The organism is Bradyrhizobium sp. 25ACV (assembly GCF_054863005.1).
On sequence record NZ_JAVAYO010000019.1, the window covers coordinates 16924 to 31696 of the forward strand.

General features: G+C 64.8%; 15 protein-coding genes and 1 pseudogene. 8 read left to right on the forward strand and 8 right to left on the reverse strand.

The features are described 5' to 3' along the window. Positions 1 to 223 precede the first annotated feature (223 nt). Positions 224 to 1846 (forward strand): ABC-F family ATP-binding cassette domain-containing protein, encoded by a 1623-nt coding sequence (locus tag RAD04_RS32600; RefSeq protein ID WP_091956946.1) that lies wholly within the window; start codon positions 224 to 226, stop codon positions 1844 to 1846. Here the strand turns inward: RAD04_RS32600 and RAD04_RS32605 are convergent. Beyond that, positions 1843 to 2838: a glycerophosphodiester phosphodiesterase family protein gene (locus tag RAD04_RS32605; protein WP_461627067.1), complete on the reverse strand. Its 996-nt coding sequence runs from the start codon at positions 2836 to 2838 to the stop codon at positions 1843 to 1845. The genes RAD04_RS32600 and RAD04_RS32605 overlap by 4 nt on opposite strands. A gap of 147 nt (positions 2839 to 2985) precedes the next feature. Between RAD04_RS32605 and RAD04_RS32610 the strand changes: the two genes are divergently transcribed. Beyond that, entirely contained in the window at positions 2986 to 3861 is an 876-nt protein-coding gene (locus RAD04_RS32610) for an MBL fold metallo-hydrolase (protein WP_461627068.1), read from the forward strand. A 194-nt stretch (positions 3862 to 4055) separates the two neighbouring features. Here the strand turns inward: RAD04_RS32610 and RAD04_RS32615 are convergent, their stop codons facing one another. Next, positions 4056 to 4304: a hypothetical protein gene (locus RAD04_RS32615; RefSeq protein WP_461627069.1), complete on the reverse strand. Its 249-nt coding sequence runs from the start codon at positions 4302 to 4304 to the stop codon at positions 4056 to 4058. Positions 4305 to 4506: 202 nt separating this feature from the next. Between RAD04_RS32615 and RAD04_RS32620 the strand changes: the two genes are divergently transcribed. Continuing rightward, positions 4507 to 4980 (forward strand): cupin domain-containing protein, encoded by a 474-nt coding sequence (locus RAD04_RS32620; protein ID WP_461627070.1) that lies wholly within the window; start codon positions 4507 to 4509, stop codon positions 4978 to 4980. Here RAD04_RS32620 and RAD04_RS32625 read toward each other — a convergent pair. Next, positions 4977 to 5939, reverse strand: coding sequence for an alpha/beta hydrolase (locus RAD04_RS32625; RefSeq protein WP_461627071.1), 963 nt, complete (start codon positions 5937 to 5939; stop codon positions 4977 to 4979). The two genes, RAD04_RS32620 and RAD04_RS32625, sit on opposite strands and share 4 nt — an antisense overlap. A 138-nt stretch (positions 5940 to 6077) precedes the next feature. Here RAD04_RS32625 and RAD04_RS32630 point away from each other — a divergent pair, with 138 nt between their 5' ends. Continuing rightward, positions 6078 to 6428, forward strand: coding sequence for a nitroreductase family protein (locus RAD04_RS32630; RefSeq protein WP_461627072.1), 351 nt, complete (start codon positions 6078 to 6080; stop codon positions 6426 to 6428). A gap of 133 nt (positions 6429 to 6561) precedes the next feature. Then, positions 6562 to 6765 (forward strand): hypothetical protein, encoded by a 204-nt coding sequence (locus tag RAD04_RS32635; protein ID WP_018322924.1) that lies wholly within the window; start codon positions 6562 to 6564, stop codon positions 6763 to 6765. A 40-nt stretch (positions 6766 to 6805) separates the two neighbouring features. Here RAD04_RS32635 and RAD04_RS32640 read toward each other — a convergent pair whose 3' ends face one another. The 3 genes from RAD04_RS32640 to RAD04_RS32650 are packed head-to-tail and all read right to left on the reverse strand — an operon-like array spanning position 6806 to position 9413. Next, positions 6806 to 7924, reverse strand: coding sequence for an HD-GYP domain-containing protein (locus RAD04_RS32640; protein WP_461627073.1), 1119 nt, complete (start codon positions 7922 to 7924; stop codon positions 6806 to 6808). Positions 7925 to 7974: 50 nt separating this feature from the next. Further along, a complete protein-coding gene (locus tag RAD04_RS32645; RefSeq protein WP_461627074.1) occupies positions 7975 to 8307 on the reverse strand; it encodes a PilZ domain-containing protein in 333 nt (110 codons plus the stop codon). Beyond that, positions 8304 to 9413 carry a DUF2336 domain-containing protein gene (locus RAD04_RS32650; protein WP_461627075.1) on the reverse strand — a complete coding sequence of 370 codons (1110 nt, stop codon included), beginning with the start codon at positions 9411 to 9413 and terminating at the stop codon, positions 8304 to 8306. The genes RAD04_RS32645 and RAD04_RS32650 overlap by 4 nt, the downstream gene beginning before the upstream one ends. A 301-nt stretch (positions 9414 to 9714) precedes the next feature. On the opposite strand from RAD04_RS32650, the pseudogene RAD04_RS32655 reads away from it, so the two are divergent. Further along, positions 9715 to 10360, forward strand: a pseudogene (locus RAD04_RS32655) (helix-turn-helix domain-containing protein). Positions 10361 to 10409: 49 nt separating this feature from the next. After that, positions 10410 to 11000: an NADPH-dependent FMN reductase gene (locus RAD04_RS32660; protein WP_461627076.1), complete on the forward strand. Its 591-nt coding sequence runs from the start codon at positions 10410 to 10412 to the stop codon at positions 10998 to 11000. A gap of 6 nt (positions 11001 to 11006) precedes the next feature. On the opposite strand, the gene RAD04_RS32665 is transcribed toward RAD04_RS32660, so the two are convergent. Together RAD04_RS32665 and RAD04_RS32670 are read right to left on the reverse strand one after the other, a co-directional pair. Further along, positions 11007 to 13088 carry a methyl-accepting chemotaxis protein gene (locus RAD04_RS32665; RefSeq protein ID WP_461627077.1) on the reverse strand — a complete coding sequence of 694 codons (2082 nt, stop codon included), beginning with the start codon at positions 13086 to 13088 and terminating at the stop codon, positions 11007 to 11009. 106 nt (positions 13089 to 13194) lie between these two features. Further along, entirely contained in the window at positions 13195 to 13626 is a 432-nt protein-coding gene (locus RAD04_RS32670; protein ID WP_461627078.1) for a DUF1810 domain-containing protein, read from the reverse strand. 189 nt (positions 13627 to 13815) lie between these two features. Between RAD04_RS32670 and RAD04_RS32675 the strand changes: the two genes are divergently transcribed. Continuing rightward, positions 13816 to 14766 (forward strand): DUF2778 domain-containing protein, encoded by a 951-nt coding sequence (locus tag RAD04_RS32675; RefSeq protein ID WP_461627163.1) that lies wholly within the window; start codon positions 13816 to 13818, stop codon positions 14764 to 14766. Positions 14767 to 14773: the final 7 nt, after the last annotated feature.

Genomic DNA, 14773 nt, shown 5'->3' on the forward strand with positions numbered 1-14773 from the left:
GGATCCAGCCCTCAGCCAATTCGCTGCGGCGAACCGATCATGCGGCCCATAAACTCAAGCGAGATGGCAATGACGCGGGCGGTCGAGGTTAATGTGCCCCAAGCTTCTGGTGAAATGACCGAATTGGCGCCCGCGCGGGCAGGAATCCGTACCCCGCCGGGCTTCCCCTCAGCGCCGGCATGCCCTATGACGCTGCAACGCAAAAATCCCCCAAAAGACAGTCATGATCCGCCTCGACAACGTCAGCAAGCAAGCCGGCCACCAGATCCTGTTCATTGAAGCCTCCGCCGCCCTCAACAAGGGCGAGAAGATCGGCCTAGTCGGGCCGAACGGCGCCGGCAAGACCACGCTGTTCCGGATGATCGCCGGTGAGGAACTGCCCGACGAGGGGCAGGTTTCGACCGATCGCGGCATCACCATCGGCTATTTCAACCAGGATGTCGGCGAGATGTCGGGCCGCAGTGCCGTGGCCGAGGTGATGGACGGGGCAGGACCTGTCAGCGAGGTCGCGGCCGAGCTGCGCGAGCTCGAGGCCGCCATGGCCGATCCTGACAAGGCCGACCAGATGGACGAGATCATCACCCGCTACGGCGAGGTGCAGCACCGTTTCGAGGAGCTCGACGGCTATGCGCTCGACGGCCGCGCGCGCGAAGCGCTGTCCGGTCTTGGCTTCAGCCAGGAGATGATGGACGGCGACGTCGGAAAACTCTCCGGCGGCTGGAAGATGCGCGTCGCGCTGGCGCGCATTCTCTTGATGCGCCCGGACGTGATGCTGCTCGACGAGCCGAGCAACCATCTCGACCTCGAAAGCCTGATCTGGCTGGAAAAATTCCTGCACGACTACGAAGGCACGCTCTTGATGACCTCGCATGACCGCGAGTTCATCAATCGCGTGATCTCCAAGGTGATCGAGATCGATAGCGGCTCGCTCACGACCTACACCGGCGATTACGAATTCTACGAGCAGCAGCGCGCGCAGAACGAGAAGCAGCAGCAGGCGCAGTTCGAGCGCCAGCAGGCGATGCTCGCCAAGGAGATCAAGTTCATCGAGCGCTTCAAGGCGCGCGCCTCGCATGCGGCCCAGGTGCAGAGCCGGGTGAAGAAGCTCGACAAGATCGAGCGCGTCGAGCCGCCGCGCCGTCGCCAGAGCGTGGCCTTCGACTTTCCGCCGGCACCGCGTTCGGGCGAGGATGTCGTGGCGCTCAAGAACGTGCACAAGGGTTATGGCAGCAAGCGGATCTATGACGGGCTCGATTTCATGATCCGGCGCAGGGAGCGCTGGTGCGTGATGGGCGTCAACGGCGCCGGCAAGTCGACGCTGCTCAAGCTCGTCGCGGGCGCGAGCGAGCCCGATGATGGCACGGTGGCAGTCGGCGGCAGCGTCAAGATGGGCTATTTCGCCCAGCACGCCATGGACCTGCTCGACGGCGAGCAGACGGTGTTTCAGTCGCTCGAATACGCGTTTCCGACCGCGGGGCAGGGAAGCCTGCGCGCGCTCGCCGGCTGCTTCGGCTTCTCCGGCGACGACGTCGAGAAGCGCTGCCGCGTGCTGTCAGGCGGCGAGAAGGCGCGGCTGGTGATGGCCAAGATGCTGTTCGACCCGCCGAACTTCCTGGTGCTGGACGAGCCGACCAACCATCTCGACCTCGCCACCAAGGAAATGCTGATCACGGCGCTGGCGGATTTCGAGGGGACCATGCTGTTCGTCTCGCATGACCGGCATTTTCTGGCGACGTTGTCGAACCGGGTGCTGGAGCTGACACCGGAAGGCATCCATCAGTTCGGCGGCGGCTACACGGAATATGTCGCGCGCACCGGGCAGGAAGCGCCGGGGTTGCGGAGCTAATCTTTGCTCTTTCCCGCAACCTTGCCCGCAGTCTTGGCGATGGCCTCGATCTCGTTGGTCCAGATGCCGCCGGAATAGCCTTGCGGCAACCGCGCGAACGCTTCCGGCGTATCGATGCCGGTGGAGAACTCTCCGCCGCTGTAGGGACCGAGCACGAACACCGCGCTGTTGACGCCGTTCATGCGTGCGAGGAAGCGATCGGGCCAGCCCCATAGCCAGGGTGCGGCGTTGATCGGCACCAGCACCATCGCGTTGCGGCAGGCCGCCGGGACCAGGCCGGTCCAGCCATAGCTGATATAACGGATCAGGCAGCCCCGGATGGCGGCGCGCGAGATCGTGCGGACGTCAGAGGTAAGGCGACGGATCGCGCCGATCGGCTCGTCGCCGCCATAAACCATGACCGTGCGGCGCTGCTCGGCCGGCAGCGCATTCAACACGCCGGCAAGTGTCTCGCCTTCGTTCGGGTCTCGGCTCTTCACGTTGATGAGGAGTTTCTTGTCAGGGAAGGTGGCCAACACCTCCGACAATGTCGGCATCATCCCAATCCCCTTGCCGCGGAACGGGAAGGTTTTGCCGTCGTCGGCGGTGTAGCCGTAGCCGATGTCGAGCATTTTCAGCTTCGCCATGCTCTGCTCGCGCGTGACGCCGTGGCCGTCGGTACGGCAATCGACCGTCCAGTCGTGGAATACGGCGAATTCGCCGTCGGTCGTCGGATGCACGTCGAGCTCGACCACGTCGGCGCCGGTGTCGAAACTGGCGCGCATCGAGCGAAGGGTGTTCTCGAGATAATCGTGGGTCGGCGGCAGCATCCGCGCGGCGGTGCAGGTGTCGTTCTTCACATCGCGCTCATCGAAGCGTTGCGCCATGCCGCGATGGGCAAGCAACACCGGCTTGCCGCCCTGATGCGGCGCCAGAAGGCTGGTGTTGTTGATGTAGACGCCTACCGCGACGGCGATGATGGCTGTCGTCGCGAATCTGAGTTTCCGGCCCACAGATGATTCCCAATTCCGCGATTACCCTCAGCGGTATTTGAGGTTGATTTGCGGCGATCGCTTTGCAGGGGCGCTGTCCGCATCGCGCGGCTTGAACGGCCCCATGCCAGTCGCTACGCTCCTGCAGAAAAAGGGAGTGAAACGGCGATGAAGCAACTCCGGATCGGCGACATCACCATCGACGCGGTCGTCGAGCGGGAAGGGCCGTGGCGGCGGCCGCGGGATTTCTTCCCAGCCTATGACGAGGGCGTGTTCGCCCGTCATCTGCCGACGATGGAGCCGGAGGTGTTCGACGCCGCGCGTGGCATGATGGTCATCACCTACCAGACCTTTGTCGTGCGCACGCCGCGCTACACCATTTTGGTCGATACCTGCACCGGCGAGGACAAGGGCCATCCGCCGCCGTTCGATTTTCCCGGCAAGGAGCGCTGGCGCAACGAGCTGTTCGCGCTCGGCATCGGTTTTGAGCAGATCGACTACGTGTTCTGCACGCATCTGCATATCGACCACACCGGCTGGAACACGAGTTTACGCGACGGCCGCTGGGTGCCGACGTTTCCGAATGCGAAATATGTCTTCCACAAGGGTGAATACGCGGCCTGGGAGGCGGAGAATGCCAAGGGCAGCAATCCGCCCGGCACGGTGTTTCGCGACAATTGCCTGCCGATCGTCGAAGCCGGGCAGGCGCTCTTGGTCGACGACGATTACGCGCTGGATGATACCATCACGCTGACGCCGACGCCGGGGCACTCGCCCTGTCATTGCTGCGTGAACATTTTTTCGAAGGGCCAGCGCGCGGTGGTCGCGGGCGACCTCATGCATCACCAGATCCAGTGCCGCGAGCCGGGCTGGTCGGCGAAGCCGGATTGGGACCCGAATCAGTCGACGCTCTCGCGGCGAAAATTCTTCGCCTCCGTGGCGGACACCGACACGCTGATCTTGCCGGTTCATTTCCCGGCGCCGACGGTGGGATGGATCAGGCCGCGGGATGGGGCGTTCGATTACAAGTTCAAGCGGGAGTGATGGCGAAACCGGCAGTGGGCTCGACCCGGAGGTCTCGTGTCCCGGACGCGCTGCAGCGTGTAACGCTGCGCAGAGCCGGGACCCATCCATCGAACCATGCATATGGAAGCATGGGCTCCGGCTCTGCAGCGCACCGCTGAAGAAGCGCTGCGCTGCGTCCGGGGCACGAGAGTGCGTTGGATAACGGCGCCGCCTTACGCGCTGACCTCGCACTTCTTCATAAAGCTGTTCTTGGCGGCGCCGGCGAGCGGCTTGCCGTCGGCGCTGACGGCCTTGGGCGTGCAGGCATCGGCCTTGCACTTCTTCAGGAACGAGGTCTTGGCAGCGCCGGCGAGCGCCTTGCCGTCCTTGCCGACCGCCTTGCTCTCGCAGGTTTCTTGCGCGAAGGCCGAGCCTGCCGCAAAGGTGGCAACGATTGCAGCCAGGAAAATCCGCTTCATCATGGGTGTCTCCGTAAACCAGAAATGGCGAAGAGATTGGAGCCCGGAATCGTGGCGCAATCAAGCTGGATGAGGGCCTGCCGTCCGGTCCGGCTGGCGATTTTTCGAGCGGGAGTCGCGCAGGCGCGCTTCTTGTTGCACTGCTCGCTGACCGCGGCGGGCAATGCTGCTAGGCTTGGCCAGCTTAGCCGGACGGAGCATCGTGATGGAGGCCGTGATCCCGAAACGCCAGGAAGCCGCCGATCAGCATTCGCATCTGGTTCGGCCTCACGACATGGATTGGCAGACGACACGCTTTCCCGGCTGCGAGGCCAAGACGCTGCTGTTCGATCGCCGCACTGGCCTGATGACCGCCTTGATGCGATTTGCGCCGGGATCGGTGCTGCCTGATCACGAGCATGTCGGCATCGAGCAGAGCTGGGTGATCGAAGGCGCGCTCGTCGACAAGGAAGGGCCGGCCAAGGGCATCGCCTGCAAGGCCGGCGAATTCGTCTGGCGCGAGCCGGGCAGCCGGCATGCAGCCTGGTGCCCGGATGGCGCTCTGATCCTGGCGATCTTCCAGGTGCCGAACAAGTTCTTCGAAGCCGACGGCCGCGTGGTCGACGCCGCCGGTCAGGACTGGGACGAAACCTGGGGCACACCGCGGCGCAGCCGGCGCAGAGCGCCTAGCGCGATTTAGACTCCTCGCATGAGCAGGGCCTTGAAGTCGGCTCGCGCGCGCTGCGCCTCGGCACGCGCGACGTCCGAGGCGTCGCCCATGCCAAAATAGCCGTGGATCAGGCCGGGGCCCTCGTGATGCTTGACCCGCACGCCGGCGGCCTCCAGCGCCCGCGCATAGGCAGCGCCCTCGTCGCGCAGGGGATCGAACCAGGCGGTGGTCGCGATCGCGGGCGCGAGGCCCGCAAGTGAGGCGGCCCGCAGTGGCGAGACGCGCCAATCCAGGGCATGGCCAGCATCGGCGAGATAATGGCCACAAAACCATTCCATCGTGGCACGCGTCAGAAAATAGCCCTCGGCATTCTCGGCGCGCGAGGGATAGCGCGCGTTCTCGCGCGCGTCGGCGTAAGCGCCGAGGACGTCGGTCACGGGGTAGACCAGTAACTGCGCGGCCAGCTTGATGCCAGCATCGCGGCAAGCGATCGCAGTGGTCGCGGCGAGATTGCCGCCGGCGCTGTCGCCGGCAACGCCGAGGCGTTTTGCGTCTCCGCCAAATTCCGCGACGCGGTCGAAGATATCACTCACGGCGGCGAAGGCGTCCTCGAACGCGCCCGGAAAGCGCGTCTCCGGCGGGCGGCGATAGTCGACGGAGATGACGACGGCGCCGGTCTCGATCGCAAGGTTGCGCGCCTGCCGGTCATGGGTCTCGAGGTCGCCCGCGACCCAGCCGCCACCGTGGAAGAACACCACGGTTGGCGCGGGCGTGCTGCCGATCCGATAGACGCGTGCAGGAAGCGGGCCGGCGCCGCCTTTCACCTTGATATCCTCGACGCTGTCGACGGGCGGCGGCGGGATGGCGGCGCGCGAGGCAGCCAGTGCGCGCAAGGAATCGCGGGCGCTCTGTGGCGTCATGACCGTGGGATCGCGCATCGGCATGAGCGGAATGATCTGGGCGATGACGGGATCGAGTGGCGCGGCCATGGCTGTGGTCCTCCAGGGTTCTTGGTCTTGCTTGCCGCTTAGCATAGATTCTGCGCGCCGCATCGGCAACCGGATGAGCGGCGGGCCACGGTCAAGCGTGACATCATCAGCCACGGCGAATACCAGAGCGTGCACGATATGCGGCAAGACTGGGTGCTGCACGGCTTCCGCCAATTCGATGCGCCGGTCTCGCTGATCTCGACCTACGACCGCGTGCTCGATCCCGGCGCAGTCTGCCATTTCGATCTCGGTGCGCTCTGCTACGGCATCGGGCTCGCGGCGTGGGACCGCGGTCTCGGCTCTGTCATCAACGGGCATGGCATCATGCGCTCCGACATCGTGCGCGAGGTCGCGAAAATTCCGGAGGACGAGGTGATCATGACCTGCGTCGCGATGGGCTATCCCGACGACGACTTTGCCGCGAACGCCGTTCGCTCGGACCGCGAGCATAACGAAGAGTTCGTGCGCTACGTGGGTTTTGCCGATTAGCACGATGAAGAGGAGATTATTCTCTCGCAAAATTTTTTTGGTGCGGAGTCGTTCGCGGCCTCTTGCAATCTCGAAGATGCGGGAGGAACAATATGCAGACTGAGAGGTTTGTTGCTGGCGCGAGGGAATTGACATGCGGCGGCTGGCTAGCCTGGTTCGATGGTTCTTCGGCCCGCGGCTGCGGCGCCCCATCGATGCTGATCCAAGTCTTCCTTTCACACCCGAAGAGTTCGGCCGGCTGATTCGCAGCGGCCGGCATGAGGATATGAAGCTGCTGGCCGACGGGCTGGCCTGCCGGTCCATCCCGCACCGCGCCAGCCATCGCGCCACGCACTAGCCGGGCTCGCTTCGCGGCCATCGCCATAGGCCCGCCAGCCTTATCGCGTGAGCGCGACCTGCTTGAACGAGGTCACCAGCGCTTTCTCCAATTTTCCGCTCATCCCGCAGAGGACGTCGTAGGCTTCCGCACGAGGCATGGTGGGCTTGTAATGCCGGTGCTCGATCAGCGCTGCGAAGATGTCGGAGATCGTGAGAATCCTTACGACGTCGCCGATGCTCTCGGCGCAGAGCGCATCGGGATAGCCGCTCCCGTCGAGATATTCGTGATGATGGCGAACGGCATCGAGGATCTCCGGCGAAATCTTGTCGTGGCTCTTTAGAAACTCATGGCCAGCGGCCGGATGGGTCTCGATCAGGGCACGTTCCTCCGCATCGAGGCGGCCCGGCTTGTCGAGAATGGCGAGCGGGATCTGCGCCTTGCCGATGTCGTGGAACATGGCCGCCGAGTAGAGGCGCTCCAGATCGGCTCTTCCGACACCGAGGCTCAGGCCGAAGTCGATGGCGACGCCGGTCACGAGCAGGCAGTGCTGATAGGTTCCCTCGTGATGGCGTCGCACCGTCGTGAGCCATTCCGAAAGGCCGCGCTGGGTTATGCGGTCGGCGATCTGGCGGCCGGCCTCCTTGGTGCCATCGACGTCGAGGGGCTGGCCAAGGGTGACGGCCGTAAACATCGAGGCGATCGCCGTTGCCGCGGCCTCGACCGCGTTGTCGGACCGTGCCATCTCGCCCGGCGCGGCGGAGGACGGATCCGCCGGATCGCACAGCGCAGACAGTAGTTTGGGCCGGTTGATCGTACCGGACAGGACGTGAGTCGCCCCGAGCGCGTAGGCTTGCGAGATACCGACGTGAGAGCTGTGCTCGAGGAGAAATATCCGCTTCTTCGCCTTGGCGAGCTTGCCGGCCCGTCTCTTGAGGGCAGCGATATTGTCGACGTCGCGCAGGTCCGCGCGGATGACGATGGCGGCGGGCACCTGCGACAGCTTGGCTTCGGCGTCCAGCCGTTCGCCGGCGATGGCGAAACGGTCCTCAAGGATCGTGCAGACGCCGGCCAGCCTGTCGGACGTATCCGCCAGCACATGCACGAAGGAGCGGGCCGCTTCCTTCTCGCGGATGCCGTCCGCGTTGACGGGGCTGAGGATGGTTCGCGCGTTCTGCACGGCTCGACCTGGACTATCGTGGATTGCAATAATTGGGATGAATTGTTGGCCTATTTGCTCCGGGCGGCGGTCTGCGTCGCGGCCGAGGGTGCGCTCGCCGGCTTCTTTTTGCCATCAGCGGTGACGAAGTGAATGCCGGCCGTGGTGCCATCGATCCAGACCAGCTCGCAGCGCCGATAGGCGAGCCCGGTCGACGACAGCAGCATGAAGAATTCCTTGGCCTGCAGCACGTCCAGCGTGCCCTCGACCTCGACCTTTGCGCCTGTCTGCGACACGTCGAGCAGAACGCAGCTGCGCCGCCATGTGCCGTCAGAGCCCATCAGATTGACGGCCTGTCTGTGGTCCATCCGCACGCGCGCCGCCTTGCGGCCGTCGAACTTCATCGGCTACCCCCCGTTTTTGCGCCGCGATCTCGCCGACTGCTCTCCTTGACGCTTGCGGCGATTTCCCCCCAACGCACCGTCCACTGACTGGTCGACAGAAGCAGCGTCTCGAAAACGTGTTGTGCGCGTTCGCGCTCGGCAAAGGAAAGCCTGGTGCCGCTGCGGTTACTCAGGATGGCAAGCGTGGTCTGCCAGTTCAGCCGCGACGCCCGGCAGGCCATCACCAGGCCTTCGCAATCGCCGTCGGTCATGATGTGCTCGACGATCTCGATGGGGGTCCCCGAAAGCACCGACAAGGCCGTGAACAAATTGGCGGTCTCGCCGCGGATCGCGAAGCGGTTCACCGCGGAATCGTTGAGCTTGCCGGTGCGGTTGAGCGCGACGATCTCCGGCCGTGCGCTTGCATAGGCGGCCGCGCTAGGCAGCATGGGCACGATCGGCGCTGCCGCTCGAGGACACGAGACGGTGGAAGCCTTTGACTCCGCGCGTTCGTCGGGGGCCGGCGAGGCCGGCAGCAACTTCCGCAGGACCGGATCTGGCGTGCCTGGTCTGAGCGCCAGGGCCTTCGTGAGTTCGTCATCGCTTGCGCACGTCTCAACGAGCGCGACGTAGGCGGCATCGGAGAACCGTGCCCCTGCGTTGCTGATCAGCGCAAGGTGAACGGCGCGGCCGCCGCGCTTGATGAGCGTCTCGGTCAATCGGGGTTCGATGCGCGCTCGGACAGCGATCGCGAGTTGCTGAGGTTCGCCGCTCGAAATCGCGATCGTTTCGAGATCGGACGGGGAGAGTGCCTGCGATTTGAGCAGAACGGGGCAGGCCACGCCGGGATCGTCGTGTAAGGCAAGACGTTGCAGGGTCTTCGGCGGAGCCACTTTGAGCTCGGCAAGCGCCGCGCCGAGTTGAATCAATGCGCTGGCCTCGACCCGCTCCGTCAATCGAAGCAGGACGCCGTCGACCACACTGGCCAGCAATTCCTGAGGCCGGTCGCGGCTGCCGGTGAGCAGCTGCAAAATGCCTTCGAGGATGCGAGCGCAGCGATCCAGCGGGCAAGTTGCGACCGCATCCTCCAACTCGACCAAAATATCAGCAGGCGAATTTGCCATCATGGCAGGAGCCTGAAATAAAATAGCTATACGATTTAACGAGCTTTATTGGGCCTCAAAGGTGTTAATTTTTAATTTTGAGAATTAAATCCCAGGGTATTAATGCACCGCGGCATTTTCGGGAAATGCTATCGAAATTCGGCAAGGCTCGACGTCCGGGCTTGTCCTTTCAGCTGGACTCTTCCCAATTGATTGGGACACGTTAGGATTGATTCTTCAGGTCCGACGAGAAACCAAAAAGGGGGAGGCGGATCGGCACCGTTGCCGGATGCGCGTCGATTGCGACACCGGGTTTCGTATTTTCATGAACAGCATTGATGACGTGCCCAGGCTGGCACTCAAGACATTTCGTTTTTCAGATGTCGACGAATTTCGAAGCGCCATACACGGGCTGAATTTCGAGTTCACGCCTTTCGTACGGAAGATTTCGTCTGAGCAGACAATTCTGTCGTTGCCTGGGTGCGACGTGAATTTGACGCGCGCCTTTCCCCGGGTCGTTGATGCACAGCTCGTCGGGAATTGCACGGCGATCGGCTTCACGATGGACGACCTCAACGTCCCCATTCGCTTCAATGGCTCGCAACGTGCACGTCCAGTCGTGGTCATTGGCAGCGGCGGCGCGGCCTACACCGTCATCGAGGAGGTGCAGCGTCAAATCGCCTCAGTGCCTCTCGCAGCCGATCTATAGCGAGGAGATTGCCCGCAAGCTCGGACTGTCCGTCCGCACCATGCACGACGTCATCCGCCGCTATCGCGGCATGAGCCTGCACCGTTACTTGCGCCTGCGCCGGCTGTGGCTGGTGCGCCGGCGGCTGCTCGCCGGCGCCGACAGCGTCAAGGCGGTGGCTCTTGCGTTCGGCTTCTGGCATCTCAGCGATTTCTCCCGAAGTTACCGCGACCAGTTTGGCGAGACGCCGTCGCAAACGCTGGAGCGCGGACGCGGGCGATAGTTGACGGATCGAGTAGGGCCGGACGCCGGTTTTGTGCTACCGTCCGGCCATGAGCAATCGCATCCTCGTCCTCTACGGTTCCTACCGTTCCGACCGCATGGGCATCCGCCTTGCGAATTTTGTCATCAATCGGCTGCGCGAGCGCGGCGACGATGTCACCTTCATCGACGCCAAGGCGATCGGCCTGCCGATGCTCGACCGCATGTACAAGGAGTATCCGAAGGGTTCGGCACCCGAAGCGCTGGAGACGCTGGCCGGACAGATCCGCGACGCCGACGGCTTCGTCTTCGTCACCGGCGAGTACAATTGGGGCATCCAGCCCGGCCTGAAGAATCTCACCGACCATTTCCTCGAAGAGTGGTTCTGGCGCCCGGCCGCGATCGTGAGCTATTCGGCCGGCCGGCTGTCCGGCGCGCGCGCCGCAACGGCCTGGCACGGCACGCTGTCGGAGATGGGTATGGTTGTGGTGTCGAGCACCATCGGGGTCGGCCCGATCGCGCAGACATTGTCGGCCGACGGCGAGCCGATCGGCGACGGCGGCAAGGCCTTGGAGCGCTCGTTCCCGCGCTTTGCCGACGATCTCGCCTGGTGGATCGAGGCGGCGAAGGCGCAGCGGGCGCGCAAGGCGCCGCCGTACTGAACTTGTCTACGCCGCCCTGACCTCGCCGAGGAAGCGGTCGAACTGGCTGGCGAGATCGCGCGACTGTGTCGAGAGCTGCTCGGCGGCGCCGAGCACCTCCCTTGCGGCCGCGCCGGTGTCGTCGGCGGCGCGCTGCACGCCTGCGATGTTGGTGTTGACCTCCTGGGTGCCGCGGGCGGCCTCCTGGACGCTGCGGGCGATCTCCTTGGTCGCCGAGCCCTGTTCCTCGATCGCTGCGGCGATCGCGGTGCCGATCTGGTCGATCTCGCCGATGACGTCGGCGACGTTGCGGATCGCGGCCACGGTCTCGTCGCTCGCGGTCTGGATCGCCGTGATCTGCTCGGAAATTTCGGTGGTGGCCTTGGCGGTCTGGCCCGCCAGCGATTTCACTTCGGAGGCGACCACGGCAAAGCCGCGGCCGGCCTCACCGGCACGGGCGGCCTCGATGGTCGCATTCAGCGCGAGAAGATTGGTCTGCTCGGCAATGCTCTGGATCAGCGTGACGACGTCGCCGATCTTCTGCGCGCCCTCGGCGAGCGTGCGCGCGGTGTCGCCGGTGCGGCGGGCGTTGTCGACGGCGCGGGCCGCGATCTCGGTGGATTGTGCGACCTGACGACCAATCTCGGAGATCGAAGAGGTCAGCTCTTCGGTGGCGCTGGCGACGGTCTGCACGTTGGTCGAGGTCTGCTCCGAGGCCGTGGCGACGACCGCGGCCTGGCTGTTGGTCTGGGCCGCCGTCGAGGTCATCGACTGTGCCGTGCTTTCCATGGTCGAGGAGGCCCGGGACAGGCCGCCGACGAGCTCGGTGACCTTGGCCTCGAACGCGCGGGTGAGCTCGTCGAGCGCCTGGGCGCGGCGCATCTTGCCGTCATTCTCGGCCTGCTTCTCGGCCGCAAGCCGGTCGGCCCGGATCATGTTGTCCTTGAAGACCTGGACGGCGGCAGCCATCGCCCCGATCTCGTCGGAGCGCTCGGCGCCCGGGATGCTGTCCGCAACCTCGCCCTCGGCAAGCCGCGACATCCGGCTCGTCAGGCCGACGATCGGCGCGCAGACGCGGCGGCGAACCATCACGATGAGGCCGACGCTCGCGACGAGCACGGCGGCAAGGCCTGCAAGCGCGATGGTGAAGCTGGTGCGTGCGGCCGAGGAGGCGCCGGCCAGGATCTGCTCGGCATTGTCGTAGAACGCGTCGCGGACCTCGATGATGGTGCCGAGGCCGCGCTGCGTGGCGGCGTAATAGGTGTCCATGTCGTGTTCGTACTTGCCGCTGACCGCGCCGTCCTTGACGAGCTTGAGCTCGCGGCCAAATTCCTCGACATAGATCGAATTGAACTTCTCGAGCGCGGTGGCGACGTTCGCTGGCGTTGCCGGATTGCCGCGCAACTCCAGCAGTGCCATCACGAGCTGGTCGTTGCGGCCCTGCGAGCGGCCGATGTCGGCCTTCTCTGCGTCGGTCGCCGGCTTCTTGCCGCCGACGAGGTTCTTGTGCAGGCTGGAGTTGAAGCCGCCGACGTCGCGCAACGTCATGGCGGTGTTGGCGTAGCTGGCCTGCCGGTAGGCGTCGCCGTTCAGGATCGCCATGCGGCGGACCTGCTCGTTCAGCAGCGCGGTCACGCCGCTGTTGAGCACGGCATTGTCGGCGACGATCTTCTTGGCCGCGTCCTTGCGGGCCTCCGCCGGCCCGGTGAGCGCCTTGTCGATGGCCTCGCGCAAGGCGGTGAATTTCGCATTGATGCCATCGATGTGGCTGCCGATGCTGTTGCCGTCGTCGAACGAGCCGGGCAGCTCCTTGCGCAGCGCGTTCATCCTGTCGCGGGCGCCGTCGGTCTGCTTGCGCAGCTTGTTCTGTTCGGCGAGCAGCGCAGGGTCGATCGTGGCGGGGCCGTAGAGGATGTTGGTGGAAAAGCCGCGCTCGGGGTTGAGATAGCGCGGGATGTCGCTGGCGGCGCGGACGATCGCCAGGCGGCCTTGCGCCTCGCTGATCCGCTCCATCGTCTGGTACTTGGTCACGGCGACGTAGACGGCGAGGCCGCCGCCCACGGTCGAGAGCGAGACGATGGCGGTGGTCAGCAGCGTTCCGATTTTCATGATCTGTCCGGCAATTGGCGCGGGGGAGAAAGATATTCTCCGGAAAATAGACAGGCCGTGTTAATCGCGGGTTTACGCTGGTGTATGCCGCGGGTGCGAGCCTGGCTTAGCGACCGAGGGTGGCAAGGATTTCCAGCGTCGCGGCGTCGCGTTCGCCTGCGAAATAGCGGGCGAGCGCCTCGCCGAACACGGGCTCATCGGACACCGCACCGAACAGCGTCATCGACGAACGGAATTTCGAATCGTCCGGCGCGCCGAGGATGGCGTTGATGCTCCGCCCTTGAACCGCGAGCACCAGCCCGGTGCATTCGATCAGGCGCGCCCCGAGCACGGGATGGGCGAGATAGGCCTTGGCCTCCGCGCGGGAGCCGATGGCGTAGCGCTGCGACATGGCGCTGAAGCCGAGGCCCGCGATCTGGGGGAAGACGAACCACATCCAGTGAGTCTGCTTCCGGCCCCGGGCCAGCTCCCCCTGGACGGCGCGAAAAACCGGATTCTGGGCCGTTACGAAGCGCTCTAGATCGAAGGGATCGGTCATTGGATACCTTAGGAGGGCTTGCCGGCCGCGATTATGCCTAACTTTTGGCTCCCAATGTGGTAGCTGGTATAGAGTCTCCGGGCGGGGGTTGGGCCCCCCGGGGGTCGATTTGGGGATCTGATGGTTTCCGACGCAGCACATGCCGAGAGGCTGTTGTCGCGCCGCCGTGTCGGGCGAGCCGAGAGAGTACTGCTGTCGCTGGCCGCCGTCGCGCTGGCGCTGGGGGCTGCTGCCTGGGTTGTCGATATCGGCGACACGACCCCGCTTGTCACCGCTGCACTGCCGCCGGCCAATAGCCCGTCTTTCGAGGACCGTTTCGCGTCGGCGTCCGGCAATCCGCCCGCCCGCGAGCTCGGCCTGCGGACGATGGAGCGTTCCGCCCTGAGTGCGGTCCAGCTCAAGCTCCGCGATGCCAAGGCGATGCTCGCCCAGAAGCTCCAGGGCGACGATTGGCGCTCGACCCTGACCGATGACGACCGGCACGTGGTTGACGAGACGAGGCCGTCGCAGCGTGCCGACGCCATCCCGATGCCGCGCTCGCGCCCGACCCAGGCGGACTTCTCCGCCCAGATCGCCTCCAGCCAGGCCTATGCCGAGACCAATCCCAAGGTCGACAACCGCAACTTCTTCGAAAAATTCACCGACAAGATTAGGCTGGCCTCGCTGACGCCTGGCGACGGCCTGTTCGCCAAAGCGCCGGATCTGGCCGCACTCGGCTACGATTCGCGGACGGCGGTCTATGACATCAAGGCCAAGGCGCTTTACCTGCCGAGCGGCGTCGCGCTGGAAGCCCATTCCGGCATGGGCGCGCTGATGGACGACCCCAATCATGTCGACCAGCGCATGGTCGGCGCGACCCCGCCCGCAACCTACGACCTGAAGCCGCGCGAAAAGCTGTTCCACGGTGTCCGCGCGCTGCGCCTGACGCCCACCGATGGCACCAGCGCACTCGGCCGCGTCGGCCTTCTCACCCACAATTACATGCTCGGGCCGCGCGGCGACTCCAACGGCTGCGTCTCGATCAAGGACTATGATCGCTTCCTCAAGGCTTACGACAATGGCGAGTTCAATCGCCTTGTCGTGGTGCCGAGCCTGGGCGGATCTGCGACTGCCTCGCAGCGCGCCAGCACCGACTCCTGATATTCGC

Excerpts from the sequence above, each read along its gene's own strand:
- RAD04_RS32600 (WP_091956946.1), top strand. The coding sequence starts at position 224 with ATGATCCGCCTCGACAACGTCAGCAAGCAAGCCGGCCACCAGATCCTG.
- RAD04_RS32610 (WP_461627068.1), top strand. The coding sequence starts at position 2,986 with ATGAAGCAACTCCGGATCGGCGACATCACCATCGACGCGGTCGTCGAG.
- RAD04_RS32615 (WP_461627069.1), bottom strand. The coding sequence starts at position 4,304 with ATGATGAAGCGGATTTTCCTGGCTGCAATCGTTGCCACCTTTGCGGCA.
- RAD04_RS32620 (WP_461627070.1), top strand. The coding sequence starts at position 4,507 with ATGGAGGCCGTGATCCCGAAACGCCAGGAAGCCGCCGATCAGCATTCG.
- RAD04_RS32625 (WP_461627071.1), bottom strand. The coding sequence starts at position 5,939 with ATGGCCGCGCCACTCGATCCCGTCATCGCCCAGATCATTCCGCTCATG.
- RAD04_RS32630 (WP_461627072.1), top strand. The coding sequence starts at position 6,078 with ATGCGGCAAGACTGGGTGCTGCACGGCTTCCGCCAATTCGATGCGCCG.
- RAD04_RS32635 (WP_018322924.1), top strand. The coding sequence starts at position 6,562 with ATGCGGCGGCTGGCTAGCCTGGTTCGATGGTTCTTCGGCCCGCGGCTG.
- RAD04_RS32645 (WP_461627074.1), bottom strand. The coding sequence starts at position 8,307 with ATGAAGTTCGACGGCCGCAAGGCGGCGCGCGTGCGGATGGACCACAGA.
- RAD04_RS32650 (WP_461627075.1), bottom strand. The coding sequence starts at position 9,413 with ATGATGGCAAATTCGCCTGCTGATATTTTGGTCGAGTTGGAGGATGCG.
- RAD04_RS32660 (WP_461627076.1), top strand. The coding sequence starts at position 10,410 with ATGAGCAATCGCATCCTCGTCCTCTACGGTTCCTACCGTTCCGACCGC.
- RAD04_RS32665 (WP_461627077.1), bottom strand. The coding sequence starts at position 13,088 with ATGAAAATCGGAACGCTGCTGACCACCGCCATCGTCTCGCTCTCGACC.
- RAD04_RS32670 (WP_461627078.1), bottom strand. The coding sequence starts at position 13,626 with ATGACCGATCCCTTCGATCTAGAGCGCTTCGTAACGGCCCAGAATCCG.